This is a genomic window from Mesorhizobium sp. C432A (genome assembly GCF_030323145.1).
Taxonomy (GTDB): domain Bacteria; phylum Pseudomonadota; class Alphaproteobacteria; order Rhizobiales; family Rhizobiaceae; genus Mesorhizobium.
Map to the genome: position 1 here is coordinate 856,198 of NZ_CP100470.1, position 26,980 is coordinate 883,177.

Consider the following 26,980-nt stretch of genomic DNA (forward strand, 5'->3'; position numbering starts at 1 on the left):
GCGGGGGAGATGTCCGGCAGGACAGAGGGGGGTGGGCGGGAACTCACGCTATCGCGATTTCCATTTCGTCCAGCAAGGCACCCGCCGACCCTCAAACCTTGACCAGCTGCTCCACGCGATCCTTCGCCCCAAAAATCCGGAGATAGCGCTCGATCTCCTTCTTGTCGCCCGTCGCTTTCGCCGGATTGTCCGACAGCTTCACCGCCGGCCGGCCATTGGCCTCCGTCACCTTGCAGACCAGCGATATCGCATCGAGGCTGTTGGTTTCGGTCGGCGCGCAGCCTTCGAAATCGTTGGTGAGGTTGGTGCCCCAGCCGAAGGACATGCGCACCTTGCCCTTGAAGTGCCTGTAGGTCTCCTCGATGGTTTCGACCTCGAGACCGTCGGAGAAGATCAGCAGCTTCTGCCTGGGGTCCTTGCCCTTCTCGCGCCACCAGTCGATGATTTTTTCGCCGCCTTCGATCGGCGGCGCGCTGTCGGGGCGGAAGCCGGTCCAGTCGGCGACCCAGTCCGGGGCGTCGCGCAGGAAGGATGCGGTGCCGAAAGCGTCGGGCAGCACGATCAGCAGGTTGCCGCCGTAATAGCGCTGCCAGTCCTGCAGCACCTTGTAGGGCGATTCCTTCAATTCCTTTTCCGACTTGGCAAGGGCGGCAAAAACCATCGGCAATTCATGCGCGTTGGTGCCGAGCGCTTCGAGGTCGTTGTCCATCGCCAGCAGCACGTTCGAGGTGCCGGTGAAGGCTTCGCCGATGCCTTCCTTGAGCGCCTCGACGCACCAGCGCTGCCACAGGAAGGAATGGCGGCGGCGGGTGCCGAAATCGGAGATGCGGATGCCGGGCAGCGCCTTCAAGCGTTCGGTCTTGGCCCACATCTTCCCCTTGGCGCGTGCATAGAGCACGTCAAGCGCGAAGGGACCGAAGGCGCGCATGGCGGCGCGGGAACGAAGCTCATTGATGATCGCCAGCGCCGGGATTTCCCACAGGGTGGTGTACATCCAAGGACCGCTGAAGGAGAGCTCGTACTGACCGTCGCGCTTGGACAGCTCGTAGTCGGGCAGCCGAAAACCTTCCAGCCAGGCGAGGAATTCCGGCTCGAAGATCTGCTTGCGGCCATAGAAATTGTTACCGCCAAGCCAGATCATCTCCTTCTTGGAGAAGCGCAGCGTGCGAGCATGGTCGAGCTGGTCGCGCAATTCGCCTTCGTCGATGTCGTCGGCAAGCCGCACCGAGGTGGTGCGGTTGATCAGCGAAAAGGTGGCGTCGACCTTGGGGTACATGCCCCAGATCATCTGCAGCATCAGAAGCTTGTAGAAATCGGTGTCGAGCAGGCTGCGGACGATCGGGTCCAGCTTCCAGGTGTGGTTGTAGACGCGCCGCGCTATATCGGTTCTTGCCATGTCCTGCCGTCGCCTTCGCTGCTCACGTCTGTCTTACGCAATTCCGGACGGAAAACCGCCGCACTCGTTTCCTGGAATTGCCTGGCAAGAGCTTAGTAGCATTGAATTTTTGAAAGCGCTTCCCGCTTTCCGGGCTGGCCCGACAAAAAGCAGTCGCTCCGGTCCAGCCTCAACTCTTGGCGCCCACCACCCGCAGCGCCGGACGCTTCCGGCGGCTGCCGATGCGGCCAGCCACCGGCGCGTCGGCGCGGCTGTCGGCCTGTTCCTTTTCGGCGAACAGCCAGTCGACGAACAGCTGTACGATCGGCGCTGAACGCATCTCGTTGCGGCAAACGACGTAGAAATCGTCGACCGCCGGCACCGACAGGCTGAACGGCGCCACCAGCAGGCCCCTGGCGAGCAGCATGCTGGCGGTGACGGAATCGCCGAGCGCCACGCCATGTCCGTGAACCGCGGCTTCGATGGCCGTGCGGGCGTCGCCGAGATGGTGACGGCGGCCGCGTTCGAGGTCGAGCCCGTCGGCGGCGGCCAGCCAGGTGTGCCATTCGCGGCCATCATCGCCATGCAGGATGACATGGCCAGCAAGATCCCGGCAGATGCGGAGCGGCCGGTTGTTGATCAGCGTCGGGCTGACCACCGGGAACAGTTCGAGGCCCGACCATTTGCGCATCCAGCAATCGGTCCAGCTGCCGTCGCCATAGAGCACGCAGACATCGACCTGTGGGGCGCGGATGTCCTTGGGGTCGTTGGACGGGATCAGCGTCAGCCTGATGTCGGGGTATTGCGCCATGAAGCTGCCGAGCCGCGGCGTCATCCATAAAAGCAGCAGCGCCGGCACGCAGGACACCGACAGTGTACCGGCGCTGGCTGGCCTGGTCATGCGCTGGGTGGCGGCGGCGATGCCGTCGAAGGCGGTCGAGACCGCCGGCAGCAATTCGGCGCCGTGCGGGGTGAGCTTTACCCGCTGTCCGGTGCGTTCGAACAGTTTTACGCCGAGTGATTGCTCGAGCGCCTTGATCTGGTGGCTGATCGCGCCGTGGGTGACGTTGAGCTCACTCGCCGCCTTGGTCAGCGAGGCATGCCGCGCCGTCGCCTCGAAGGCGCGCAAGGGATTCAAGGGGGGCAGACGCTTGGCCATGAGCAACCGGATACTCTGTGAGATTTTCTCACAATCAGCACCGTAACAATATCAATTGATTTTTCAATGCGGCTGCCGGACACTTTGGCAGGTCAACAGCATTAATGACGTGAAATCTACAGGCAGCCAGCGGGACAGCGACCCGGCCGGATGATGGTCAGTTTGCAGACGCTGCCGCATGCACCAGCCCGGCAGGAGGAGACCGACATGGGTTATGACAGAGGCAAGCTCGACGCGCTGCGCCGCAAATATGGCGAGAGCCATGGCGGCGAGATGTTCGACCCGAAGTTCCGCAAGGTCGCCGACAAGATCTTCTCCAAGAGCGGCACCCGACTCGCGCCCTATGCCGGCATCCCGACCTTCCTCGCCGCGCCCTACCGTGAAATCGCTGCCGACAATCCAGATTTCGGCGATTTGCAGGTGGCGATCATCGGCGTGCCGATGGATCTCGGCGTCACCAACCGGCCCGGCTCGCGCTTCGGGCCAAGGGCGCTGCGCGCCATCGAGCGCATCGGCCCTTACAATCATGTGCTGGAATGCGCGCCGACGCATGAGCTGCGCGTCGCCGACATCGGCGATACGCCGTTCCGCAGCCGCTACCGGCTGGAGGTCAGCCACGAAGACATCGAGCGCCGCACCAACCAGATCGTCGATGCCGGCGTGCTGCCGCTTTCGGTCGGCGGCGACCACTCGATCAGCCATCCGATCCTGAAGGCGGTCGGCAAGAAGGCGCCGGTCGGCATGATCCATATCGACGCCCATTGCGACACAAGCGGGCTGTTCGACATGACCAAGTTCCATCATGGCGGACCGTTCCGCAACGCGGTGCTGGACGGCGTGCTCGACCCCACCCGCACCATCCAGATCGGCATCCGCGGCTCGGCCGAGTATCTGTGGGAGTTCACCTACGAATCCGGCATGACGGTCGTGCATGCCGAAGAGGTGACGGGTCTCGGCATTCCGGCCATCATCGAGAAGGCGCGCAAAATCGTCGGCGACGGCCCGACCTACATTTCCTTCGACGTCGACAGTGTCGATCCGGCCTTCGCGCCGGGTACCGGCACGCCGGAAATAGGCGGCCTGACGACGCGCGAGGTGCTCGAACTGCTGCGCGGCTTGAAAGGTCTCAACATTGTCGGCGGCGATGTCGTCGAGGTGGCGCCGCAATATGACGCGACCACCAACACCGCCCATGTCGGCGCCCAGGTCCTGTTCGAGATTCTGAGCCTGATGGTGTTCAGCCCGGCGATCACCGGCAAGGGGGCCTGACGGATTTCACATGCAAAGGCGGCCGCCGCGCTGGAGCCGGCGGCCGTTTCCAAAACAAACAAGCTTCCAGAAGGGGAATACCAATGACAATCCATATGAAATCAACCATCGCCGCCGCGCTGATGCTCGCCGGCCTCGGCTTCGCCTCCCAGGCCAATGCCGACGCCGTCGACGACATCACCAAGGCCGGCGCCATCAATGTCGGCATCTTCTCCGACTTTCCGCCCTTCTCCTCGGCCAGCGCCGATATGAGCATCAAGGGTTACGACGTCGACGTCGCGCAGGCGATCGCCGATTCACTTAAGGTGAAGCTCAATCTGGTCAGCGTCACCGGCCAGAACCGCATCCCGTATCTCACCGACAAGCGCGTCGATATCCTGATGAGCGTCGGCTATTCCAAGGAGCGCGAGGAGGTCATCGATTTCGCCGCCGCCTATGCGCCCTATTACATCGCCGTCATCGGTCCGGCAGCGCTTTCGATCAAAGGCAAGGAAGATCTCGCCGACAAGTCGATCGCCGTCAATCGCGGCACGCTGGAGGATACGTCGCTGACCGAAGCGGCGCCGGCATCGGCCGACATCAAGCGCTTCGACAACTACAATTCCGTCATCCAGGCCTTCATCTCGGGCCAGACCCAGCTGATGGTGGTCGGCAATGATGTCGGCGCCCAGGTGCTGGCCAAGCAGGACGCGCTGAAGCCGGAGCAGAAGTTCCAGCTTCTGACCTCGCCTTCGCATATCGGCCTCAACAAGAAAGAGGACCGGCTGAAGACGGCGGTCAATGATGCGGTTGCCAAGATGCTGGCCGACGGCAAGCTCGATGAGAGCTCGAAGGCCTGGCTGAAGACGCCGCTCAATCCCGACAACCTCAAGGATTGAGTTCTCGTGGCCTTTGCCTGGCTCCCAGGCGCTGTGGGCGACATCGCGCGCGGCGCGGTCACGACGATCCTGTTGATCGTCGTGACCACGCTCGTGGGCACGCTGCTCAGCATCCTGGGCGCTGCCGGCCGGCGCAACGGCCCGGTATTCGTGAAGCGCGCCATCGCGGTCTATGTCGAGGTGATGCGCAACACGCCGTTCCTGGTGCAGCTGTTCTTCATCTTCTTCGGCCTGCCCAGCCTCGGCATAAGGCTCGATCCGATCCTGGCCGCCATGCTGGCAATGACGCTCAACATGGCAGCCTACACCATTGAAATCGTCGGCGCCGGTCTCGATGCCGTGCCCGGCGGACAAACGGAAGCAGCGCTTGCACTGGGCTTGAGACCGCGCCAGGTGTTCATCAAGATCGTGCTGCCGCAGGCGCTCAAGGTGATCTACCCGGCGCTGACCAGCCAGATCGTCATCATGATGCTGGAATCGGCCGTGGTGTCGCAGATCGCCGTGCGTGAGCTGACCTATGAGGCCGACATGCTGCAAGCCCGCACCTTCCGCTCCTTCGAAACCTATTTCGTCGTGACCCTGGTCTACCTCGTCCTGTCCATGGCCTTGCGCCGGCTGCTGGTCACAGGCGGGCGCCGCGTATTGGGGGCAGGTGTCACATGATCGAATTCACCTTCTGGGACATCGTTCGCAATCTGCTGCTCGCCGCCCGCTGGACGGTGCTGTTGTCGCTGGCGGCCTTTGTCGGCGGGGCGGTGGTAGGGCTGATCGTGCTGTTCTTCCGCATCGCCGAAAATAAATGGAGCCGGCGCATCGCTTCCGGCTACATCGCCCTGTTCCAGGGAACGCCGCTGTTGATGCAGCTGTTCCTGATGTTCTTCGGCCTGCCGATGCTCGGCCTGCGCATCGAGCCATGGACGGCAGCGGTGCTCGGCCTGACCTTCTTCGCCAGCGCCTATCTGGCCGAGATCTGGCGCAGCGGCGTCGATGCGCTGCCGCGCGGGCAGTGGGACGCTGGCGCCAGCCTTGGGCTGCACCGTCTGCAGGAGCTCAGGCTGATCATCCTGCCGCAGGCGTTCTCGATCACAAGGGCGCCGATCGTCGGCTTCCTGGTGCAGTTGATCAAATCGACGGCGCTGACCTCGATCATCGGCTTCGAGGAGCTGGTCAGAACCTCCAACGCCATCAACAACGCCACCTTCGAACCGTTCAAGGTCTACGGGCTGGTGGCGCTGATCTTCTTCGTCATGTGCTTTCCACTGACGCAATACGCCCGTACGCTCGAACAACGAGCGGCGGCCCACTGACGTCAGGCGGCGACAGTGCGTGAAGGGAACCTGCCGGAATAGAACGGCATCAACTGAGGAGAAACCAGATGAACAGACTGATTGGAAAATCCCTGACACGGCGCGGCGTGCTTGGTGCGGGCCTCGCTACAGCCGGCGTGCTCGCCATGCCGTCGATCCTGCGCGCGCAGGACAAGTCGCTGAAGGTCGGCGTCTATGGCGGCTATTTCAAGAAATCCTTCGACGAGCACGTCTTCCCCGACTTTACCAAGGCGACCGGCATTGCGGTCGAGTCGGTCGCCGAGCCGACCGGCGAAGCCTGGCTGGTGCAGCTCGAACAGGCGTCCAAGGCCGGCCAAGCCCCGGCCGACCTTTCGATGATGTCGCAGACCTCGACGCTGAAGGGCCAGTCGACCGAATTGTGGACGCCGCTCGATACGTCGAAGTTCAAGCACTACAACGACCTCTTGCCGCGCTTCGTCAACAAATATCCGGATGGCCGGGTCGCCGGCATCGGCGCCGTCGCCTGGTGGATCACGCTGGTCTCCAACACCGACGTCTACAAGGATGCGCCGACCTCATGGGAGACTCTGTGGGACAAGGCCAATGAGGACAAGCTTGGCCTTCTGGCACTTGCCTCGAACTCGTTCCTGCTCGAAGTGACAGCCAAGACCTTCATGGGCGGCACCAATGCGCTCGACACCGAGGACGGACTGAACAAGGCGTTCGAAAAGCTCGCCGAGCTCAAGCCGAATGTCCGGCTGTGGTATCGCGACGAGGCGCAGTTCGAGCAGGCGCTGAAGTCGGGCGAGATCCCGATGGGCCAGTATTATCACGACGTCACCGGCCTCGCGGTCGCCGACGGCTTCCATGTCCGCTCGACCTTCCCGAAGGAAGGCGGCATCCAGGATTCCGGCAATTGGGTGCTGTCGCGCGCCTCGACCAAGGTCGACGAGGCGCATGCCTTCATCGACTATATGAGCCAGCCGTCGATGCAGGGCCTGATGTCGCGCAAGGTCGGAACCACGCCGACGCTGAAGAAAGAGGTGCTCGACCTCAAGCCGGAAGAGTTCGCAGCCGTGTCGTCGGATATCGATCCGATCATCCCGCGCTACGACCTCTATACGTCGAAGGCCGACTGGATCAACCAGAAGTGGACCGAGCTGATCGTCGGCTGAGCCGTTCGATCCGTCTGAACCACAGCGGCCGCCGGCATAGTCCGGCGGCCCCTTAGCAAACCCTCCAAGGGATGAGCATGTCCGGACTAGACATCAACGCCGTCACCAAAAAATTCGGCAACTTCGCCGCCGTCGACAATGTCCAGCTCAACGTGCCGCACGGCACGTTCGTGTGCCTGCTCGGCCCGTCGGGCTGCGGCAAGACCACGCTGCTGCGCATGATCGCCGGGCTGGAGGAGCCGACCAGCGGCGCCATCGTGCTCGACGGCGAGGACATCACCCCGCTGCCGACGCACAAGCGCAATCTCGGCATGGTGTTCCAGTCGCTGGCGCTGTTTCCGCATCTCTCCGTCGGCGACAACATCGCCTATGCGCTGCGCATTCGCGGCGCCTCGAAGGAGGAGCAGAAGAAACGCGTCGACGAGTTGCTGGGCCTCATCCATCTGACCGGCTTTGCCGACCGTCCGGTGGCCAAACTATCGGGCGGTCAGCGCCAGCGCGTGGCAATTGCGCGGGCCTTGGCGCTGTCGCCGAAACTGTTCCTGCTCGACGAGCCGCTGTCGGCGCTCGACGCCAAATTGCGCGAGGCCATGCAGGTGGAACTGCGCCAGTTGCAGCAGCGGTTGGGCATCACCACCATCGTCGTCACCCACGACCAGCGCGAAGCCATGACCATGGCCGACCTGGTCGTCGTCATGGGCCACGGCAGAATCCTGCAGGCGGCGCCGCCGATCGAGATCTACCGCAAGCCGGCCGACGCCTTCGTCGCCGACTTCATCGGCATCACCAATCTGCTGCCGGCCGAGATCGACAGCACCGGGCGTACCACCATTCTGGGCACAGCCATTCCAGGTCTTGCCATGCCGGCGGGTCAGACCAAAGCGTCTGTTTCGGTCCGCCCGGAGGATGTGCATCTGGGCAGCCCCGGCGGCTCGGCCATTACCGGCGAGGTGAGTTTCGTTCGCGATCTCGGCGGCACCATCGAGACCTTCGTCGACGTCGGCGGTACCAGCATCATTGCGGTAACGACGCCGCGCGAGCGGCATGACGTGCCGGTCGGCGCCAAGGTCGGCGTAACATTGCCGCCGGCGAGCTGCGTGGTGCTCGGCGCATGAGACGCGAAGCGCCGAAGTCGATAGCCGATTACACGCCGCTGTTCTTTCCGGCGCTGATGCTGATCGTCTTCTTCGTCGTGCCGTTCTCGACGATGATCGCGGTGAGCTTCTTCAAGCGCAACCCGTCCGGTTTCTACACGCCGGATTTCGTGTTCGACAATTACGCCCGCTTCCTGTCGGTGTTCTTCGGCGGCGTGCTCGGCTTTTCGCTGCTGCTGGCGGTGCTGGTCGCCGTCTGCTGCGTGGCCATCGCCTTTCCCTTCACCTACCTTTTGACCCGCCGGCCGCGCCGCGTGCAGACGCTGTGGCTGGTCGGCCTCCTGTCGGTGCTGTCGCTGTCGGAGGTCATCATCGGCTTTGCCTGGTCGACGCTGTTTTCGCGCACCGCCGGCATCACCAATCTGTTCGTGGCGATCGGGCTGATGGACAAGCCGGTGGCGCTGCTGCCGACTTTTGGCGCCGTGCTGACCGGCATGGTCTACCAGGCGCTGCCCTATACGATCCTGGTGCTGTACCCCGCCCTCGTGCGCCTCGACCCGACATTGCTCGAGGCAGCGCGCACGCTCGGCGCCTCGCCGATCCGCGCCTTCTTCAACGTCGTCGCGCCGGCATTGCGCAACACCATTGTGGCGACGCTGATCATGGTCTTCGTGTTCGCCCTCGGCTCCTACCTGCTGCCGCAGATTCTGGGACGGCCTCAACACTGGACGCTGTCGGTGTTGATCACCGACCAGGCGATCTACCAGTCCAACATGCCGTTCGCGGCCGCAATGGCGGTGTTCCTGGTGCTGATCTCGCTGGCGCTGGTCGGATTGACACTGCTCGTCGGACGAAGGGAGAACGCCCTATGACCGCGACCTTGCTGCGCCGTGTCTATTTCACCATCGTCGCGCTGTTCCTGGCGGCGCCGCTGATCGTCGTCGCCGGCGTGTCGGTGAATTCGCGGCAGGAGCTCAGCTTCCCGCCGGTCGGCTTCTCGCTCGCCTGGTACGCCCAGATCTTCACCGATCCGGAATGGCGGCTGGCGCTGATCCATTCTGTGACGCTGGCCGTCTGTTCGGCCGCGATTGCCGTGGCGGTGGCGCTGCCGCTGGCCTGGTTCCTGTGGCGGCGCATCGCGCCATGGGCGAACATTTTCCAGGTGCTGGGGCTTGCCCCCTTCATCCTACCGCCGGTCATCACCGCGCTCGGCTTCCTCTCCTTCTGGGCGACGGTCGGGCTGTTCGGCCAGTTCTTCACCGCCATCATCAGCCACGCCATCTTCTTCGTGACGCTGCCGCTGGTGACCCTGTCGCTCGGCTTTGCCTCGATCGACCGCTCATTGGTCGAGGCTGCGGCGACCATGGGCGCCGATGATCGCACGGTGCTGAAGACCGTGGTGCTGCCGCTGATCCTGCCCTACCTCGTCTCGGGTTACGCCTTCGCCTTCGTCTTGTCGCTCAACGAATACATCGTCGCCTATATGACGATCGGCTTCACCACCGAGACGCTGCCGATCAAGATCTTCAACGCGCTGCGCTACGGCTACACGCCGACCATGGCTTCGGTGTCGGTGTTCTTCGTCGCGGTGGCGGCACTGGTGTTCGGCTCGATCGCCAGGTTCGGCGATATACGCAGGCTGCTCGGGGCGATGTCGTCGGATGGGAGCTGAGCGCATTCATTCTAAGTAACAGCACCAGTACAACACCCCTCGATCGCTGCTCAGACCACCAATGCCATGAAGGTGCTGAGTGCACCCTATGCACTCGCGCAGGCGGCAGCTTCGCGCCTCATCTCGGACTCAGGGGTGAACTTAAGTGCTCCTCGAAAGCGGACAACTGACTTCTTCGCCCGACTATTCGCCAGGGTCGAACTCACCTTTGAACAAGACTGTCTCCACCGGCCCGAGGGGATTGACGATCCGGCTCTCCAGGACTTCGACAAGTTTGCGTCCGACACCCGCTATGTCCACGAAATGAACGCCGATCTTCGCAGGCAAGAAACGTGACAGCCGCGTGCTGTCCCGAGTGACAATGTGGATGTCACTCCCTGGCGCGAGACCTCTTCTGCCAAGAGCGTGTAGTGCCCCCAAAAGGCCCAGTTCGTTGGCGCAAGCCAAGCCCGTCGGCGGATCTGACCAGGCCAGCATGCGATCGAACCAGGCTGCGCTCGATTCCATGGTGAACATTCCATGACCGATCAGCGACTGGTCGATCGGAATACCAGCCTCGGCCATTGCCCTTCCATACCCGGAAAGACGCATGGCACTCGCCTGGTCGCCCGGAACGAGAAGTTGCAGCGCAATGCGTCGGCAGCCCTGGTCCATGAGCCGCCGGGTCGCCTCGTAGGCAATCTGTTCATTGTCGATGTCGACATAAGGATATGCTGTATCCAGGTCAGTTCTTCCAAACGCGACGAATGGCATGCCTCTATCCAGCAATAGCTTAACGCGTGGATCACCCAAGACCATGCGCGTGATAATCAGTCCGTCTGTGCTGCCCGCCTGAAGCTGTCGCTGCACACTCTCGATGGGGTCATCATCGGGCGTGGTGGAGTAGATGGATAGACTATAACCCGCTTGCCGCGCCGCCAGCGTCATGCCTTCGATTAACGGAAGCTTCAACAGATCGGACAGATGATCTTGTGTTTCCATCGGGTAGATTGCTGTCATCGTCAGCGTGCGGCCAGTTTTGAGCGCGAAGCCATGATGATTTGGCACATAGCCGACCCGCTGCGCCACTTCCTTGACGCGAGCGATGGTGGCGGGATGAACCTCCGGCCCATCCTTCAGCGCGCGGGATACCGTGGTCACCGAAAGGGAAAGTTCCGCCGCGATCTGTTTCAGGTTGGTCATGTCGCCCGACCTCATTTGCGAAAGCGCCGGCTGATTTGCTGACTTTCACTAGGTGACCGAATTCCACCTCACGGTCAATCCAAGCTCTCGCTAAAGCAGCTTGACTCTCCTGCAATTGGATGCAATCGTAACGTTACGATTGGCAAGAATTGGCCCTTTTTAGCGCGTCTCAACAAATTCTAGGGAGGAGAACCTATGTCTTGGTTACGCATTTCCTTGACGGCATTCGCATTCTCGGCCGCCGTGCCGGTCTATGCCCAATCAGTCACCATCACGACCGCGGGCGGCGATTATGGCAACGCCATGAAGGAAGCCATGTGGGCCCCCGCTGCAAAAGAGCTTGGCTATGATATCCGCGAGGAGACCCTCAGCGACGGCTTGGCCGCCCTGAAGATGCAGGTTACCTCGGGCACGGTCACAACCGACGTCATTCACCTGGGCTCACCGGAGGGCGCGCAGGCCGCCGCACAGTCGCTGCTGGAGCCGCTCGACTACACGATCATCGACCCAAAGGCCGTGCCGGACGGCGCAAAGTCCGACTACTGCTATCCATTCGACTCCTATGGCACCGTCTTGTCGTGGAACACCAAGACCTATGGCGAAAACCCGCCGAAGACATGGGCGGAGTTCTGGGACGTTGCCAAATTCCCCGGCCGTCGTGCGCTGCGTGCCAATGCCCAGGACTCGATCGAGATCGCGCTGCTCTCCGATGGCGTAGCACCGGCGGACGTCTATCCCGTTCTCAGCACGCCAGAGGGTCTGGATCGCGCTATCAAGCGGCTCGAAGCACTCAAGCCAAATGTCGCCGTTTGGTGGACCTCGGGAGCGCAGTCGGCGCAGTTGCTGAAAGATGGTGAGGCGGATTTGGTCGTTACCTGGAACGGGCGGGCCCAAACCGTAAAAGCAGATGGCGGCGCGGCCGACTACACGTTCAAGGGTTCCGTCATTGGCACCGACTGTCTTGCGGTGCCGAAAGGGGCGCCGAACAAGGAAGCAGCTATGAAGCTCATCGCAGCGATGACACAGCCCGCGCGCGTGGCGAAGCTGACCGACTTCATAGCCTATGGCCCGGTCAATCCTGCTGGCTATGAGGGTGGCCTTATCCCCGAGGACCGTCTCAAGACGCTGGCGACCGCGCCTGAAAATGCCGGCACTTCGGTGTTTTCGAATTCAGAATGGTGGGTCAGGAATGGCGAGGCTGCCCAAAAAGCCTTCGATGAGATGATGGCCCGCTGAGTCTCAGCTCTAAGGCTTGAGCACATGATGAAGTCGCTCCCGATCACCATCGACAGCGTGCGCAAGACCTATGGATCTTACGTCGCGCTGGACGATGTCTCGCTCGACATTCGGGCTGGCGAATTCCTCACGCTGCTGGGGCCATCGGGATCGGGCAAGACCACGCTGCTCATGGCTCTGGCCGGCTTTGTCCGGCCGGATTCCGGTAGACTTCTGTTGGGCGATCGCGACATTACCCGCCTGGCCCCGAACAGGCGCAACATCGGCATAGTCTTCCAGAACTACGCCCTGTTTCCCCACATGAACGTTCTGGCAAATGTTGAGTATCCGCTGGTGCTGCGCAAGGTACCGAAAGCCGACGCCCGCCAGCGGGCGCTCGACACTTTGGACCGCGTGAAGCTCGAAGGTTTGGCGGAGCGCAACATTGCCGCATTGTCCGGCGGCCAGCGCCAGCGGGTTGCGTTAGCGCGGGCGATCGTCTTCGAGCCGCGCGTGATGCTGATGGACGAGCCGTTGTCGGCGCTCGACAAGAATTTGCGCGAAACCATGCAGTACGAGATCCGGCGTCTGCACGATGATCTGGGGATCACCACGATTTATGTGACGCATGACCAGCGCGAAGCACTGATCATGTCAGACCGGGTCGCGGTGATGAATTCCGGCCGTATTCAGCAGATCGACACGCCACAGCGGATTTATGATCGTCCATCGACCCGCTTTGTCGCGGAGTTCATGGGTGAGGCCAACATTGTGGCCCCGGGCGCGGTGCGCAGAATAGACGGCGCCGATGCATCAAGCGAAGCTCTGATGATCCGCGCCGAAAGTTTCCATCTTGATGCGAAGCTCGTCGGGCGAGACGGGGTGGCGCTCGAGGGAACGCTGCGCGCCAAGGCGTTTCGCGGCGAGAACTGGCTTTTGACGCTGGCGCTTGACGGCGGGCAAGAGATTCTTGTCTGCGTTCCGGCGGCGATGGCCAGCGGCTGCGGCGAGCTTGCGACCGGTCAGCGAGTGACCGCATATGCACCGGCAGCGAAAGTTCACGCGATACCGGGAGCAGGAGCGTGACCGTCATCGCCGATCCTGCGCTCGCGGCAGACGCACGACGCGAGCGGCGGTTCTTCCTGTCGCTTTCAGTGCCCGCGCTTTTGATCGTTGGGCTGGCGGCGATCCTGCCCATCGTCTGGATTATCCGGCAATCCTTCCTCACCACAGCGGGTGAATACACCGTCGGCAACTACGAGAAAGTGCTTTCGAGCGGACTGACATGGTCGGCACTCGTCACCACCCTTGAGCTGTCCGTGGGCACGCTGGCGATCTGCATTCTACTCGGTACCCCCTTGGCGCTCGCCCTGGCCAGCACCAGACCAAGGGTGGCCAATTTGCTGATGGCCTTCGTCATGCTGCCGTTGTGGACCTCCATTCTGGTGCGCACCTATGGCTGGCTCGTTCTGTTGCGACGCGATGGCCTGATCAACGCGGCTTTGACCGGTTCAGGCCTGACAGCTGAGCCCTTGCCGCTGGTCTACAACTTAACGGGAACGCTCATCGGCATGGTTCACTACATGCTGCCGCTCTTCCTGCTGCCCGTTTATGCGGCGATGCGCGATATCGATGCAAACCTCGTTCGCGCGTCGGCGAGCATGGGCGCCACGCTCGGACAAACGATCCGCACGGTCATTCTGCCGCTTTCGGCCGGCGGCATCTTCTCGGGTTCGATCATCGTCTTCATTTACACCATAGGGTTCTTCATCACGCCCGCGGTGCTTGGCGGCGGCAAGGTAAACCCTCTTTCCACCCGGATCGAGCGCACGCTATCGACCTTCCAGGATTGGGGCTCGGCGAGCGTCCTGGGCATCCTGCTCCTCGTACTAATGGCGTTGGTGGGGGTGATGTTCCTGGCTGCGCGGCGGCTGATTGCCGGACGCAGCATCGGCACAGCCCATGCTTGAAGCCTATCCAGATAGCAGGCTGGCCCGCATCCTCCTGTGGAGCTTTTGCGCGCTCGTTATGGCGTTCCTGATGCTGCCGACGCTCGTCGTCGTGCCGCTCTCTTTTTCGGCGTCCAATCTTTTGGAGTTCCCGCCGCGCGCATACTCGTTGCGCTGGTACGAGGCTTTCTTCGGTTCGGCGGCATGGATGGCCGCACTCAGGACGAGCCTGATCCTTGGCACATTGACGGCGATGATCGCAGTGCCCCTGGGGCTGCTGGCCTGCATTTCGATAAATCGGCTCGGCGGAAAGGCCGCCATTGCCATTCAGGGTATTCTGCTAACCCCTTCTATCGTGCCGGGAATCCTGCTCGCGATTGGTCTCTTCTTTGTTCTGGCGGCCCAACGTCTGGTCGGAACGCTGTTCGGTGTCCTGGTCGGACATGTGGTGCTGGCCATTCCGGTCGCCTGCATTGTGTTGGTGCCCGCCTTGGCCCGCTTTGACTGGAACCAGGTTCAGGCGGCGCGCAGCCTGGGCGCAAACTGGGCAAGAGCCATTGGCGGAATAATTGTCCCCCAACTTCGGATAAGTCTGTTGTCGGCCACGCTGATGGCCTTCCTGACCTCGCTCGATGAATCCGTCATTTCGATCTTCGTCGCGAGTGGTCAAAACAGCACGCTGCCGAAGCTCATGTTCCTGTCGCTGCGCGATCAGATCGACCCGACCATTGCGGCGATTTCGACCTTGTGGACCGTCATCGTCGTGGTCGTTGTCCTCGTCGTGACCCTTCGCCAAAAATCCTGACCGAGATTGGAAACATGCCCAACAATCATCATGCAGCCGACGATCTGGCGGATCATTCAACGGACATACCCCAGGTGGGGTTGGCGATCATCACCGGCTCGGCGAATTGGGGTCTCGCCTTTCCGGAAGATGTCGAAGTCGATGGCGTCCGCACCTTGCAACGAGACATGAGTTTCGAAACCCCTTTCGGTCCCAGCGACAATTGGAAACTGCTCGAATTCGATGCATCTATTACCGTCGAGGGCAAAACGAAACGTGCCCTGTGCATGTATTCGCACGGCAATCCCCGAGACCATATCGACCATTCCTGTCATCGCCGCGCGTTCTGGGTCTTGATGAAAGCGGGTGTAAGGCAAGTGCTGGCCTGCTCGACCGTTGGCGCCGTCAACAAGGCGATCCAGCCCGGCGACATAGTCGTAAACGCCGATATCATCGAACTGTCGCAGACCCCGTTTTCACTTCTGCCTGGCCGCCAGAGCTTCGACTGCTCGGGCAAGCAGATCGTATGTCCAAGATGTGCGGCATTGTTGGCCGAGACCGCCCGGCGCCATTGGCCAGCCGAATGCCGCGTCCATGGCATCGAGCAGCAGTTGGTGGCTGCCCACTGCTACGGGCCGCGACTGACAACTCCCGCCGAAGCTCTGGCGTATCGAAACATGGGAGCGGACGTGCTCAACCACTCGATCGCCCCTGAGGCCACCTTATCGCGCGAGATCGGCGCCTGTTTCGTGCCCCTGGCGTTCGTCACGGCCGGCTTCAACGACTATATGGACCGCGAGCGCCAGAAATTGCTGCAGGAGCACGTGCTGCCGAGCCTCTCTATGACAGCCTCGCGGGTTGCGCTGGAGACCGCGGCGCGACTTCCGGCCAATCCGGAATGCTCTTGCCACGGCTTGAAGTCGCCCCAACCGGCAGAGCGTTCTACCCGGTTCTGAAAAGCAGCGAGAGTCTGGGATCGTTCACTCGCAACGATGCTCGCGTCGAACTGAGAGTCCGCTTTTGAAGATCCCACGCCCGAAGCGTTCGGCCGCTTCCGGTCCCAAAGGCGACACCATACATCTGCTCTGCAGTGACTGCTTCGGGCAGTTGGCGGACCGCTTGGTGCGTCTTCAATGGCTGAAGACGAGCGGCGGCGCCAATCGATCCCGCCGCAGCCAGCGCGCTAACAGCAGCACCGCCACCACGGCCAGACCCGACGCAAGGCCGATCCAGATGCCGACGCCGTGCAGGCCGAAATGGAAGGCGAGCAGCACGCCGAGCGGCAGGCCGATGCCCCAATAGCCGATCGCGGCATAGATCATCGGCACCTTGGTGTCGTGCAGGCCGCGCAGCATGCCGGCGGCAACGGCTTGCGCACCGTCGAAGATCTGAAACAGCGCGGCAAAGGCCAGGAACGACACGGCCAGCGCGATCACCCTGGCGTTCGCCGGATCGGTCATGTCGATGAAGGCGCTGATCAACAGATGCGGCCACAGCACCATCACCAGCGCCATCAGCGCCATGGACGAGACGCCGATGACGAAGGCGGTCCAGCCGGCGCGCGAAACGCCGGCCGGATTGCCGGCGCCGTGGGCCAGCCCGACGCGCACTGTGACGGCCTGGTTGAGACCGAGCGGCACCATGAAGGAGATCGAGGCGATCTGGATGGCGATGGCGTGCGCGGCGAGCGAATCCGCATCGATCAGGCCCATCAGCAGGGCTGCGGCGTTGAAGATCGTCACCTCGAAGGCGAGGATGCCGGCGATCGGCATGCCGAGCCGCAGCAGACCCTTGAAGCGCGGCCAGTCGGAGCGCCAGAAGCGGCCGAACAGGCGGTAGCGGCGGAATTTCTTCTCCAGCATCACCACGGCTGCCAGGCCGCAAAACATCAGCGTGCTCGACAGCGTGGTCGCCAGCCCCGAACCGGCAATGCCCATCGAGGTGACGCCGAGATTGCCGAACATGAACACCCAGTTGAAGAAGGCGTTGCAGGCGACGGCGACGAAGACGATGATCAGCGCCCAGCCCGGCCGCTCCAGCGCCGAGATGAAGGAACGCAGCACGATATAGCCGTAGAAGGGCAGCACCGCCCATTCCAGCCAGCGCAGATAGATGCCGGCCTGATGTGCCAATGCCGGCTCCTGGCCCATGGCCAGCAGAATGGCCTCGCCATGCCACAGCACCATCCAGATCGGGATCGAGATCAGGATCGCCAGCCACAGCCCTTGCCGCACGGTGCGGCGCAAATCGCGCACCGAATAGCGGCGGCGGCCAAGCTCGGTGGCGATCATCGGCGAGGTCGCCAGCATCAGGCCGAGGCCGAAGATCAGCGGCATGAAATAGAGGTTGGCGCCGAGCGCGCCGCTGGCCAGCGTGTCCGCGCCTAGACGCCCCATCATCATGACGTCTGTGGCGGTCATCGCGGTCTGGCCGAGATTGGTGAGCACCATCGGCCAGGCCAGCGCCAGCGTCGCCCTGATTTCCTGACGCCAAAGATTTTCCGGCGCACGAGCGCCGGCTTCGATCGCAGACATTGTCCTGCTCTTTCCGATTGCGGCGCGTCGGCAACGAGGCCGGAAGCCGCACTTCCAAACGGCAAAACCTTCGGTTTCGCAGCGTTTGCGTCGTTCTATTGGACGAAATGCGGCATGAAGGCAAGGGAGGACGGGCAGCCGGCGATTGAGCCAGAGGCGGGAACCCCCTCCTGTCCGGCCGCCCTTGGATCAGCCGATGCTTTCGCCACCGTCGATCACCAGCGCCTGGCCGGTCATGAAGGATGAGCGGTCGGAGACGAGGAACAGGATCGCTTCGGCGATCTCCTCGGCGCTGGCCCAGCGGCCCATCGGAATCCTGGTGCGGACATAGGTTTCGATCGCATCGCGTCCGCCCATCTGGGCGATGAACGGCTCGTTGAAAGGCGTGTCGACCCAGCCGGGGCAGAGCGCGTTGACGCGCACATTGTGCCGGGCATAGTCGAGCGACATCTGCCTGGTCATCGCCACCACGGCATGTTTGGACGTGGCATAGGCGATCATCTCGCGGTCGTAGAAGACGCCCGAATTCGAAGCCGTGTTGAGGATGACGCCGCCGCCTTGCGCGACCATTGCCGGCATGACCAGCCGCGCGGCCAGAAACTGCGCCCGTACATTGATGCGCCATGACGCATCCATACCATCGACCTCGACCTCGGTCAGCGTGCCGCCGACCTGGATGCCGGCGTGATTGTGCAGAATGTCGATGCGGCCATACTTGCCGAGAGTGCCTGTGATGAGCTTCTCGACCGCGGCGTCGTCAGAGACGTCGGTAACAACGGCCTCGGCCTGCCCGCCCACTGCCCGGATGTCCGCCGCTGTCGTCTCGCCGCTGGTCTTATCCCGGTCGGCGATGACCACCACAGCGCCTTCCCTGGCCATGATCATGGCGCCGGCGCGGCCGATGCCGGAACCGGCGCCCGTCACCACGGCGATGCGGTCTCTAAGGATCATGAATTTGTCTTTCAGCTGGATGGCTTGTTCAGTTTGACGGCTGGCGCTGGCGCAGCTGCCATTGGGCAAGCACCACCAGAAGAACCGAGGCGACGAGCACGATGGTGGCGATGGCGTTGATTTCCGGCGTCACGCCGCGCCGGATCGAGGCGAAGACATAGATCGGCAGCGTCGTCTGCGCGCCGGCGACGAAGAAGGCGACGATGAAATCGTCGAAGGAGAAGGTGAAGGCGAGCAGGAAACCGGCGACCACAGCCGGCATGATCTGCGGCAGCACGATCGAGCGAAACGTCGTCAGCGGCGTGGCGTAGAGATCGCTCGAGGCCTCGACCAGGTTGCGGTCGAGGCTGGCGAGACGCGTGCCGACGATCATCGTCACCAACGCCATCGAAAACAGGCCGTGGGCGGCGATGATCGATCCATAGCCGAGCGACAGGCGCGGCGGCTGGTCGTTTGGCCAGATCGAGGCGAGGAACGGGTTGAGCACGCCAAACAGCTGGACCAGCGCGACAAGCGTCGAGATGCCGATGACGACGCCGGGAACGACGATCGCGGCACCCATCAGCGCGTCGAAGACGGCGCGGGTTCTGAGCCCGACCCGCGCCAGGCCGAGTGCCGCCGCCGTGCCGCACACCGCCGCCAGAAGGGCGCTGGTGGTGGCGATGAACAGGCTGTTCTTCAACGCCTCGACCAGGAACGGGTTCGACAGCGCCGTGCCGTACCACTGCACCGAAAAGCCGGTGAACTCGCTGGCATGGCGGCCGGCGTTGAAGGAAAACAGCACGACCAACGCGATCGGCAGATAGAGGAAGGCGAAGACGGCTGTGACGAAGGCGCGCATCAGATCAGATCCACCCTGCGGGCGCCCGACACCCGTGTCGAAATGCGGTTTGCCGCGATCAGCACCACCACCGAAACCGCCACCAGCGTGATGGCGATGGCCGATCCGAACGGCCAGTTGCGCGACTGCAGGAACAGGTCGACCAGCGCATTGCCGATGAAGAACACCTTGCCGCCGCCAAGCAGCGTCGGGATCAGGTATTCTCCGAGCAGCAGGATCATGACCAGCGAGAAGCCGGTCATGACGCCCGGCAGCGACAGCTTCAGCGTCACCCCCAGAAAGGTTGAGAGCGGGGTCGCGCCGAGATCGGCGGAGGCTTCCAGCAGCCTTCGGTCGAGCCGCTCGAGACTGACATAGATCGGCAGGATCATCAGCGGCAGATAGCCATAGACGATGCCGAGCAGCACGGCGCCCGGCGTGTTGATCAGCCTGACATCCTCGATACCGACAAAGGCCAGCAGCGCGGGAATGCCGCGTCCGCCCAGAATGTACATCCAGGCATAGGTACGCATCAAAAGGCTGGTCCAGAACGGAATGACGACGAGCGCAAGCAGGATCAGCCGCCAGCGTTGCGGCGCCTTCAGGGCAAGGTAGTAGGCGACGGGGTAGGCGACGAGCAGGCAGGCAAGCGCGCCCACCGGCGCCAGCATCATGGTGTTCCAGAAGGCAGTCGCCCGCGCCGGGAGGTTGGCATATTGCGCCAGCGTGAAGGCGGCCTGGTAGCCGCCCTCCGGCGCCCGCTCGCCGACGCTGAACACGGCAATGGCGACGAACGGCAACACCAGAAACACCACCAGCCACGCTGTAGCCGGAGCGAGCAGCAGCGCTGTCAGGATGTTATACCGAAATCTGTTGCCGTGCATGGAAACCGCCCCGATGCCGGCGGACATAGGCCCACCGGTTTCCGTTTGCGTCGGGCCGGCCTCAAGCCGACTTGAAGCGCGCCATCAGCTCGGCGCGGCCGGGATCGGTCAGCGTCGCCGCCGCACCGAATTCCAGCGGTGTCAACAGGTCGGCCGCCGGATAGAGGATCGGATTGTCCAGCACTTCCTTGGGCAGCAGCTTGTTGACGCGTGCGTCGGTCGACGGCGCGCCGTTGGCCAGATGCTCCTTCACCGCGACCTCAGGGGTCATCAGATAGTTGAGCAAGGCATAGCCGGCCGGCTTGTTCGGCGCGTCCTTCGGGATGGCGTAGAAATCGGTCCAGATTTCGCCGCCCTCCTTGCCCAGCACATAGGCGATCTCCGGGATATCGCGATGCAGCTGTGCGCCGTCATTCGTCCAGCACATGGTCATCCAGGCGTCGCCCGCCCGCATGCCCGGCTGGTAGTCGGACGAGACCGCGAACAGATGCGGCTTGACCTTGAGCAGCAGCTCCTCGGCCTTGGCGAGTTCGTCCTGCTTCAGCGAGTTGAAGGAATAGCCGTGATATTTCAGCGCGTTGCCGATTGTGGTCAGCTGGTAGTCGTGGACCATGGTGCGGCCATCGCCCTCGGCCATGGCGACGTCCCAGAATTCCTTCCAGCTGGTCATCGGCTTGGCCAGCTTCTTGGTGTTGACGGCAAAGCCCGTGGTGCCCCAGTTCTTCGGCACCGCGTAGGTCGTGCCGTCGATCGTGCCTTCCGAGGTGAAGCGCGGGTCCTCCTGGGAGCTGTCGAAATTCGGCAGCTTGGCCATGTCGAGCGGATCGATGATGCCGAGTTTCTTGTAGGTCGAGATCGTGTAGTTGGTCGGCACGAACAGGCTCCAGCCCGAGGCGCCGGCCTGCAGCTTGGCAAGCATCTCCTCATTGGAGCCGAAGACGTTGACCTCGATGGCGACGCCGGTGTCCTTCTTGAAATTCTCGAAGGTCTGCGGGTCGTGGTAGTTCGGCCAGGTGGCGATCGACATGCGGTCGCCAAGGTTTTCGGCAGCGAAGGCCGGTGTCGGCATGATGCCGAGCTCGCGCGCCATCACCGCGGTTGCGATGCCAAGGCCGGTGAGGCCGAGGAAGTCGCGGCGGCCGATCGAGCCGCGCTTCAGGCGCATCAGCTGGTCGACGAAGTTCTCAGGGCTAATCGGCAGTCCGTCACGATATGATTTCGACATTTTTTGCTACCCTCTGGTTGGTCCCGTTGTTCTTGGTCTCCGGAAACGCCAGCGGCGTCCCGGAGGCAAAGCCGATGGCGACGGGTTCACCCGGCTTGAAGAGGTTGCCATGGCCGATCACATGGTCGGCCTTGGCCAGCAGCGTTCCGATGCCCTGCACCTCGATGGCGTATTCCGCCGTCGAGCCCAAGAAGATCCGGTTGCGCACGATGCCCTTGAAAGGGCTGCCTTTGGTGGCGCCGAGGCTTAGCGATTCAGGACGCAGGCTAACAGAAACGGTCTCGCCCTGCTGCAAGGCGGTTCGTTTGCGCGCGGCAATGACGGTTCCGTCCGCCAGCGCCACATTGACAAGATCGCCTGTATGCCCGGCAACCTTGCCGCTCAACAGATTGGTCTTGCCGACGAAGTCGGCGACGAACAGGTCGGCCGGCTCGTCATAGATCTCGCTTGGTTGCCCGAGCTGTACGATGCGGCCGCCGTTCATGACGCAGACGAAGTCGCTCATCGACAGCGCCTCCTCCTGGTCGTGGGTGACCAGCACGAAGGTGATGCCGATCTCGCGCTGCAGGTTCTGCAACTCGATCTGCATGTCGGTGCGCAGTTTCTTGTCGAGGGCCGCCAGCGGCTCGTCGAGCAACAGCACGGCCGGCTTGTTGACCAGTGCGCGCGCCAGCGCGACGCGCTGCTGCTGGCCGCCGGAAAGTTCGTGGATCTTGCGGCGGCCATAGCCGGCGAGCCGCACCATTTCGAGCGCCTCGCCGGCGCGCCGGCCGATTTCCTGCGACGACAGGCGCGGCCGTGCCTGGCGCAGCCCGTAGGACACATTGGCTTCGACATCGAGATGCGGAAACAGCGCGTATTGCTGGAACACCATGTTGACCGGCCGGCGATAGGGCGGCGTTCCGGCCATGTCCCGGCCACGGATGAACACCTGGCCTTCGCTCGGCTGCTCGAAGCCGCCGATCATGCGCAGGCATGTGGTCTTGCCGCAGCCGGACGGTCCGAGAAGGGCGACAAAGGCGGAGGGCGGCACAGCGAGATCGATGCCGCTGACGGCGGTCACAGCGCCATAGCGCTTGGTGACGCCGCGAAACTCGATGTCGGGCACTGCGGTCAAAGTGCTGGCTCCAGCAACAGGGCTATTCCAGGACGCTACCAGAGCCAATGGCGTCTAGTATATACCTCGTTGGTGGTATATCTGATCTATTTTCTCGTTTAAGGGGGTATAGATTGAGTGCGTCCCGCAGCGACGAATACAGCCGGCTCGCAGCCCTTGTCGCGGCGACACGGGAGACGAGCGGCGACCTGTTCGGCAAGGCAATGGTCGGCTGGTTGAGCCAGCATGTCGGCTTCGACCACTGCGTGATCTTCGGTTACCGCGGCGCCTCGCGACCGCCGCTGCTGTTCGAAACCTTCTCGCCGGCCGAGAGCCATGTCTTCGTCACGCTCTATCAGGAAGGACCTTATCTTCTCGACCCATTTCATCACGCGGCGGTGGAGCGCAAGGAGGGGTTCTGGCGCATGCGCGAACTGGCGCCCGACCGCTTCTATGCCAGCGAGTATTTTCGCACCTACTATAGCCAGACAAGGCTGGCCGAGGAGGTCGGCTTCTTCGTGCCGCTGCCCGGCAAGGATGCCCTGGTGCTGTCGCTGATGCGATTTCACGCCTCGGGTCCCTTCGGCACCGCCGATGCCAGGCTGCTGCGCGACATGGCGCCGGCGGTCATCAACTTCGCCCGGTTGCGCTGGCCCGCACTTTCGGCCGAGGAGCAGGACGAAGCGGAGCAGGGCGAGACGATCGCCGCCGTCAACGAGTTCGACCGCGCCCACATTTGGGAAAGCCTGTCGCTGACCCCGCGCGAAAAGCATGTCGTCGATCTGGTGCTGCAGGGGCATTCCACCGAGTCGATCGCAAGAGCCATGCGCATCGTGCCGGGAACGGTGAAGGTCCATCGCCGCAACATCCATCGCAAACTCGGCATCAAATCCCAGGCCGGGCTGTTCGCCCGCTTCATCGAGATCATCGAGAGCCGGCGTTGAACTCGCTGAGGCAGACATCGTTCACTTGCGGGCGACAGACTGCTACGGATTACCCGAAACCAGTCGCTTCCTCATACGCCCCGGAGAGCAGACGATGGCATTCAGGCGCAGAAAGAACACGGCCGCGATCCCTCGCACGGTGCCGGCTTTCGAGCACATCGTCACCGAGGCGAGCGACAGTTTCCTGTGGCGGCTCGACGACTATCCCTGGGAGCGCAATGTCTGGAATTTTCATCCGGAATACGAGATCCATCTCCTGAGGAAGTCTTCCGGTGTCGCGCTGGTCGGCGATCACATCGGCGAATTCGGGCCGGGCTACCTGAGCATCGTCGGCGGCGGGCTGCCGCATGACTGGGTGACATCGGTGCAACCCGGCGAGCTGATCGAAGGACGCGACATCGTGCTGCAATTCGATCCGCAGCGGCTGCGCGGCTCGGCGGGACTGCTGCCTGAGCTGCGCGAACTAGAACCGTTCCTGGAGCGATCGCTGCGCGGCATCGTCTTCCATGGCCGCGCCGCGCTCGACGGCGCTGCGCTGATGGAACGGATGGGCACCGTGCACGGGCTCGCCCGGTTTTGCCTCTTCCTCGAACTGGTCGATCTGCTGGCCAGGACCGACGAATACGAGCTTTTGTCCTCGCCGGATTTCTCACCCGCGCTCGACGCAACCTCGCTGGACATCATCCAGCGCACGCTGACCTATCTCTTCCAGCACTTCGCCGAGGACCTGAAGCTGCCGGAGGCGGCGGAGCTGGCGGGGATGAGCGAAAGCACGTTTTCGCGCTTCTTCCAGAAAAACACCGGCAACAGTTTCAGCGACCACATCGCCAAGCTCCGGCTCTGGCAAGCCTGCAAGCTGCTGGCGGACACCGATATTCCGATCACCGATATCTGCTTCCAGGTCGGCTACATGAACATCTCCAACTTCAACCGCGCCTTCCTGCGCAAGCACCGGATGACGCCGTCATCCTACCGCAAGCTGTCGAAGCAGCGGATGACGATGCGCGCCTGAAAACCGGCCTTCCTCACTCCATCGGTACTCATGTGACAGAGGCCGTGCAGGCGGGCCGGATTTTGCAGCGCACAATGCATAAAAGTACAGGTCTGCTGCAACGGGGCTTCTAGCGCGGCCTTTAGCAACTCCTCATTTTGGCGATCGGTGGCTTGTCGCTCGGGCGATGGCGAGGATCGCGCAACCGAAGACTTCCGCTTCCTGCGACTGTTCCTGGAGGAGAAAATCAATGAAACCAATTCGGCTCGCTGCGAGCATAAGCGCAGCTTTCATGCTTACCACGACCCTCTCGACCATGGCGCTGGCGGCGCCGGTCTGCTCGGCGCCGGTCAAGGTGCTGGCGCAACCGCGTGACGGGCTGACGCTGCTGGAGGCGTCCAAGGACGAGTTCCAGAAACTGGCCGGCGCCAGCTTCCAGATCGACTATCTCAACGAGAACGACCGCCGGGCGAAATCGCGCGCCGATGCGTCCACGGTGGGCAACTACAACGTCTACTATGTCGACGAAGCCAATGTCGCGCTGTTCGCCTCGTCGAAATGGATCGTGCCGCTCACCGACTATTACCCGGCTGACTACGACTACGCCGATTTCGACCCGGGCCGGCAGAAGGTCGCTACCTATGACGGCAAGGTGTGGTTCGCGCCGCTGACCGGCGGCGGCGACCTGATGGTCTACCGCAAGGACATTCTGGAAGCCGCCGGCATCCAGCCGCCGAAGACGCTGGACGAGTTGATCGCCGACGTGCCGAAGCTGACCGATCCCGACAAGGGCATGTACGGCATCGCGCTGCGCGGCGCGCGTGGCTCGGGCGCCAATGTCTGGCGCTGGATGCCGTTCTTCAAGGCCTATGGCGGAAAATGGTTCGACGGTGACAAGCCGGCTTTCAACTCCGAGGCCGCGGTCAAAGCGACCGAGACCTATCTTAAACTGTTCAAGGATTCAGCGCCCGGCACGCAGACCGGCAGCTGGGATGAATCGACCGGCGCCTTCCTGTCGGGCCAGGTTGCCATCTTGGTCGAATCGACGCCGCTGTCGGGCATGGCGGTCGACCCGAAGACCTCGCAAGTGGTCGGCAAGATCGGCTTCCTGCCGCCGCCTTCGCCACTGACCGGCGGCGGCTACGGCCATGGCCTCGCCATCGCCGCCAAGGCCAATGCCGATGACGCCGCGAAGCAATGCGCCGGCCTGTTCATCGCCTGGGCGACGTCGAAGGAGAATGAGAAGCGCCGGCTCGACGCGCACCAATTCGGCGAGCTCAACCGCACCAGCGTGCTGTCCAGCAAGGAGTTCGCCGACATCTATGGCGCCGATCTCGGCCAGGCGCTTGCCGATACCGGCAAGGTGACGGCAGTGAACTTCTGGCAGGATCCGCGCTGGCCTGATCTCGGCGACCGCTGGGGCATCATCCTGGAAGAGCTGGTCACCGGCACGCGCACCGACGTCAAGGGCGGCCTCGACGAACTCGAGGCCTACGCCGACGAGCTGGTGAAGAAGAAGTAATCCTCCCGCCCGCGGCGCGCCGTCCACGGCATTCGACTGGATGCCGGGACCTGTGCGCCGCGGGTTCTCTCCAAAAAGGCACAGCCCGAGGATAGGCCATGCGCCGACGCTCTTCCCTGCCCGTGACGTTTCTGGTTCCGACGCTCGCCATTCTTCTGGTGCTGTCAATGGTGCCGACGCTCTACGCCATCGTCATCGCCCTGCAGAACCGCGAGCTGAGTTCCTCGGACTATTCCTGGGTCTGGTTGTCGAACTTCATCGACCTGTTCGCCGACCGGCGTTTCCTCAACGCGGTCTGGGTTTCGGTGAAGTGGGAAATCGTCACCGTCGTGGCAACGATGATGGTGGCCATCGGGCTCGGCGTGCTGATGTTCGAAGTGGCGTCGCCGCGGCTGCGCAACATCTACTGCCTGCTGTTCATCATCCCGGTGCTGTTGCCGCGCGTGTCGGCGGCTTTCGTGTGGAAGTTCGCCTATCATCCGCTCTACGGCATCGCCACCTACCCCTACCGGCTGATCACCGGCGGGCTGATCTTCGACCCGCTTTCGAAGCCAGCGACGGCCCTGTTTGCCGTCGCCTCGGTCGATGTGTGGCAGTGGGGACTGTTCTTTGCCGTCATCGTGCTGAAGCTGCTGGAAACGCTGCCGCCGCAGCCGATCGAGGCAGCGCGGCTCGACCATGCCAAGCGCTGGCAGATCCACGCCTATGTGACCTTGCCGATGCTGAAGGCGCCGCTGATCAGCCTGATGTTCGTCAAGATGATCGAATCGCTGCGCTCCTTCGACCTGATTTATGTGATGACGCGCGGCGGGCCGGGCGTGGCGACCGAGACGCTCGACATGTACGCCTTCTCGCAAGGCTTCATCGAATCCGGCAAGGTGTCCTATGCCTCGGCCATGGCGGTGCTGATGATGATCGCGACTGTCATCACCTTCACCATGCTGTGGAAGCGGGTGCAGGCATGAGGCCGTA

General features: G+C 62.7%; 26 protein-coding genes. 17 read left to right on the forward strand and 9 right to left on the reverse strand.

Going from position 1 to position 26,980, the window contains the following annotated elements:
- Positions 1–91 precede the first annotated feature (91 nt).
- Together pncB and gcvA are read right to left on the reverse strand one after the other, a co-directional pair.
- The gene (pncB, locus tag NLY33_RS03860) at positions 92–1,396 is read right to left on the reverse strand and encodes a nicotinate phosphoribosyltransferase (protein WP_023683568.1); all 1,305 of its coding nucleotides are present in this window, start codon (positions 1,394–1,396) and stop codon (positions 92–94) included.
- 169 nt (positions 1,397–1,565) lie between these two features.
- On the reverse strand, positions 1,566–2,534 hold the full coding sequence (gene gcvA, locus NLY33_RS03865; protein WP_023671280.1) for a transcriptional regulator GcvA: 969 nt from the start codon (positions 2,532–2,534) through the stop codon (positions 1,566–1,568).
- Positions 2,535–2,741: 207 nt separating this feature from the next.
- Between gcvA and speB the strand changes: the two genes are divergently transcribed.
- The 8 genes from speB to NLY33_RS03905 all read left to right on the forward strand — a co-directional run bounded on the left by speB (position 2,742) and on the right by NLY33_RS03905 (position 9,911).
- On the forward strand, positions 2,742–3,803 hold the full coding sequence (gene speB, locus NLY33_RS03870; RefSeq protein ID WP_023703696.1) for an agmatinase: 1,062 nt from the start codon (positions 2,742–2,744) through the stop codon (positions 3,801–3,803).
- A gap of 83 nt (positions 3,804–3,886) precedes the next feature.
- Positions 3,887–4,681 carry a transporter substrate-binding domain-containing protein gene (locus tag NLY33_RS03875; RefSeq protein ID WP_023703697.1) on the forward strand — a complete coding sequence of 265 codons (795 nt, stop codon included), beginning with the start codon at positions 3,887–3,889 and terminating at the stop codon, positions 4,679–4,681.
- Positions 4,682–4,687: 6 nt separating this feature from the next.
- The gene (locus tag NLY33_RS03880) at positions 4,688–5,344 is read left to right on the forward strand and encodes an amino acid ABC transporter permease (RefSeq protein WP_023703698.1); all 657 of its coding nucleotides are present in this window, start codon (positions 4,688–4,690) and stop codon (positions 5,342–5,344) included.
- Positions 5,341–5,988 (forward strand): amino acid ABC transporter permease, encoded by a 648-nt coding sequence (locus tag NLY33_RS03885; RefSeq protein ID WP_023671276.1) that lies wholly within the window; start codon positions 5,341–5,343, stop codon positions 5,986–5,988. The genes NLY33_RS03880 and NLY33_RS03885 overlap by 4 nt, the downstream gene beginning before the upstream one ends.
- Before the next feature lie 68 nt (positions 5,989–6,056).
- Positions 6,057–7,145, forward strand: coding sequence for an ABC transporter substrate-binding protein (locus NLY33_RS03890; protein ID WP_023671275.1), 1,089 nt, complete (start codon positions 6,057–6,059; stop codon positions 7,143–7,145).
- A gap of 77 nt (positions 7,146–7,222) precedes the next feature.
- Complete coding sequence (locus NLY33_RS03895; RefSeq protein WP_023671274.1) at positions 7,223–8,260, forward strand: ABC transporter ATP-binding protein; 1,038 nt, start codon at positions 7,223–7,225, stop codon at positions 8,258–8,260.
- A complete protein-coding gene (locus NLY33_RS03900) occupies positions 8,257–9,111 on the forward strand; it encodes an ABC transporter permease (protein WP_023703699.1) in 855 nt (284 codons plus the stop codon). Before NLY33_RS03895 ends, NLY33_RS03900 begins: the two co-directional genes overlap by 4 nt.
- Complete coding sequence (locus NLY33_RS03905; RefSeq protein ID WP_023671272.1) at positions 9,108–9,911, forward strand: ABC transporter permease; 804 nt, start codon at positions 9,108–9,110, stop codon at positions 9,909–9,911. Before NLY33_RS03900 ends, NLY33_RS03905 begins: the two co-directional genes overlap by 4 nt.
- Positions 9,912–10,094: 183 nt before the next feature.
- On the opposite strand, the gene NLY33_RS03910 is transcribed toward NLY33_RS03905, so the two are convergent.
- On the reverse strand, positions 10,095–11,093 hold the full coding sequence (locus NLY33_RS03910) for a LacI family DNA-binding transcriptional regulator (RefSeq protein ID WP_023703700.1): 999 nt from the start codon (positions 11,091–11,093) through the stop codon (positions 10,095–10,097).
- A gap of 243 nt (positions 11,094–11,336) precedes the next feature.
- Here NLY33_RS03910 and NLY33_RS03915 point away from each other — a divergent pair, with 243 nt between their 5' ends.
- Genes NLY33_RS03915 through NLY33_RS03935 form a run of 5 tightly spaced genes read left to right on the forward strand, consistent with a single transcriptional unit; the run spans position 11,337 to position 15,997 of the window.
- Positions 11,337–12,329 carry an ABC transporter substrate-binding protein gene (locus tag NLY33_RS03915; protein WP_286439497.1) on the forward strand — a complete coding sequence of 331 codons (993 nt, stop codon included), beginning with the start codon at positions 11,337–11,339 and terminating at the stop codon, positions 12,327–12,329.
- Between the two features lie 27 nt (positions 12,330–12,356).
- Positions 12,357–13,394, forward strand: coding sequence for an ABC transporter ATP-binding protein (locus NLY33_RS03920; protein ID WP_023700444.1), 1,038 nt, complete (start codon positions 12,357–12,359; stop codon positions 13,392–13,394).
- Complete coding sequence (locus NLY33_RS03925) at positions 13,391–14,278, forward strand: ABC transporter permease (protein WP_023703702.1); 888 nt, start codon at positions 13,391–13,393, stop codon at positions 14,276–14,278. The genes NLY33_RS03920 and NLY33_RS03925 overlap by 4 nt, the downstream gene beginning before the upstream one ends.
- Complete coding sequence (locus NLY33_RS03930) at positions 14,271–15,062, forward strand: ABC transporter permease (protein ID WP_023703703.1); 792 nt, start codon at positions 14,271–14,273, stop codon at positions 15,060–15,062. The genes NLY33_RS03925 and NLY33_RS03930 overlap by 8 nt, the downstream gene beginning before the upstream one ends.
- 14 nt (positions 15,063–15,076) lie before the next feature.
- The gene (locus tag NLY33_RS03935; protein ID WP_023700447.1) at positions 15,077–15,997 is read left to right on the forward strand and encodes a phosphorylase family protein; all 921 of its coding nucleotides are present in this window, start codon (positions 15,077–15,079) and stop codon (positions 15,995–15,997) included.
- Between the two features lie 174 nt (positions 15,998–16,171).
- Here NLY33_RS03935 and NLY33_RS03940 read toward each other — a convergent pair whose 3' ends face one another.
- The 6 genes from NLY33_RS03940 to NLY33_RS03965 form a co-directional block, all read right to left on the reverse strand.
- Entirely contained in the window at positions 16,172–17,575 is a 1,404-nt protein-coding gene (locus NLY33_RS03940; RefSeq protein ID WP_023703704.1) for an MATE family efflux transporter, read from the reverse strand.
- A 189-nt stretch (positions 17,576–17,764) separates the two neighbouring features.
- Positions 17,765–18,526: an SDR family NAD(P)-dependent oxidoreductase gene (locus NLY33_RS03945; RefSeq protein ID WP_023703705.1), complete on the reverse strand. Its 762-nt coding sequence runs from the start codon at positions 18,524–18,526 to the stop codon at positions 17,765–17,767.
- A 28-nt stretch (positions 18,527–18,554) separates the two neighbouring features.
- The gene (locus NLY33_RS03950; RefSeq protein WP_023703706.1) at positions 18,555–19,367 is read right to left on the reverse strand and encodes an ABC transporter permease; all 813 of its coding nucleotides are present in this window, start codon (positions 19,365–19,367) and stop codon (positions 18,555–18,557) included.
- Positions 19,367–20,230 (reverse strand): ABC transporter permease, encoded by an 864-nt coding sequence (locus tag NLY33_RS03955; RefSeq protein ID WP_023693099.1) that lies wholly within the window; start codon positions 20,228–20,230, stop codon positions 19,367–19,369. The genes NLY33_RS03950 and NLY33_RS03955 overlap by 1 nt, the downstream gene beginning before the upstream one ends.
- A 61-nt stretch (positions 20,231–20,291) precedes the next feature.
- Positions 20,292–21,455, reverse strand: a complete 1,164-nt coding sequence (locus tag NLY33_RS03960) for an ABC transporter substrate-binding protein (RefSeq protein ID WP_023703707.1) — start codon at positions 21,453–21,455, stop codon at positions 20,292–20,294.
- Complete coding sequence (locus NLY33_RS03965; protein WP_023700452.1) at positions 21,436–22,572, reverse strand: ABC transporter ATP-binding protein; 1,137 nt, start codon at positions 22,570–22,572, stop codon at positions 21,436–21,438. Before NLY33_RS03965 ends, NLY33_RS03960 begins: the two co-directional genes overlap by 20 nt.
- A 113-nt stretch (positions 22,573–22,685) precedes the next feature.
- On the opposite strand from NLY33_RS03965, the gene NLY33_RS03970 reads away from it, so the two are divergent.
- From NLY33_RS03970 to NLY33_RS03985, 4 genes are all read left to right on the forward strand, one after another.
- On the forward strand, positions 22,686–23,495 hold the full coding sequence (locus NLY33_RS03970) for a helix-turn-helix transcriptional regulator (protein WP_023703708.1): 810 nt from the start codon (positions 22,686–22,688) through the stop codon (positions 23,493–23,495).
- A gap of 94 nt (positions 23,496–23,589) precedes the next feature.
- On the forward strand, positions 23,590–24,507 hold the full coding sequence (locus NLY33_RS03975) for an AraC family transcriptional regulator (protein ID WP_023671262.1): 918 nt from the start codon (positions 23,590–23,592) through the stop codon (positions 24,505–24,507).
- Positions 24,508–24,736: 229 nt separating this feature from the next.
- Positions 24,737–26,008, forward strand: coding sequence for an ABC transporter substrate-binding protein (locus tag NLY33_RS03980; RefSeq protein ID WP_023703709.1), 1,272 nt, complete (start codon positions 24,737–24,739; stop codon positions 26,006–26,008).
- Positions 26,009–26,106: 98 nt separating this feature from the next.
- Positions 26,107–26,973 (forward strand): carbohydrate ABC transporter permease, encoded by an 867-nt coding sequence (locus NLY33_RS03985; RefSeq protein ID WP_023707770.1) that lies wholly within the window; start codon positions 26,107–26,109, stop codon positions 26,971–26,973.
- Positions 26,974–26,980 lie beyond the last annotated feature (7 nt).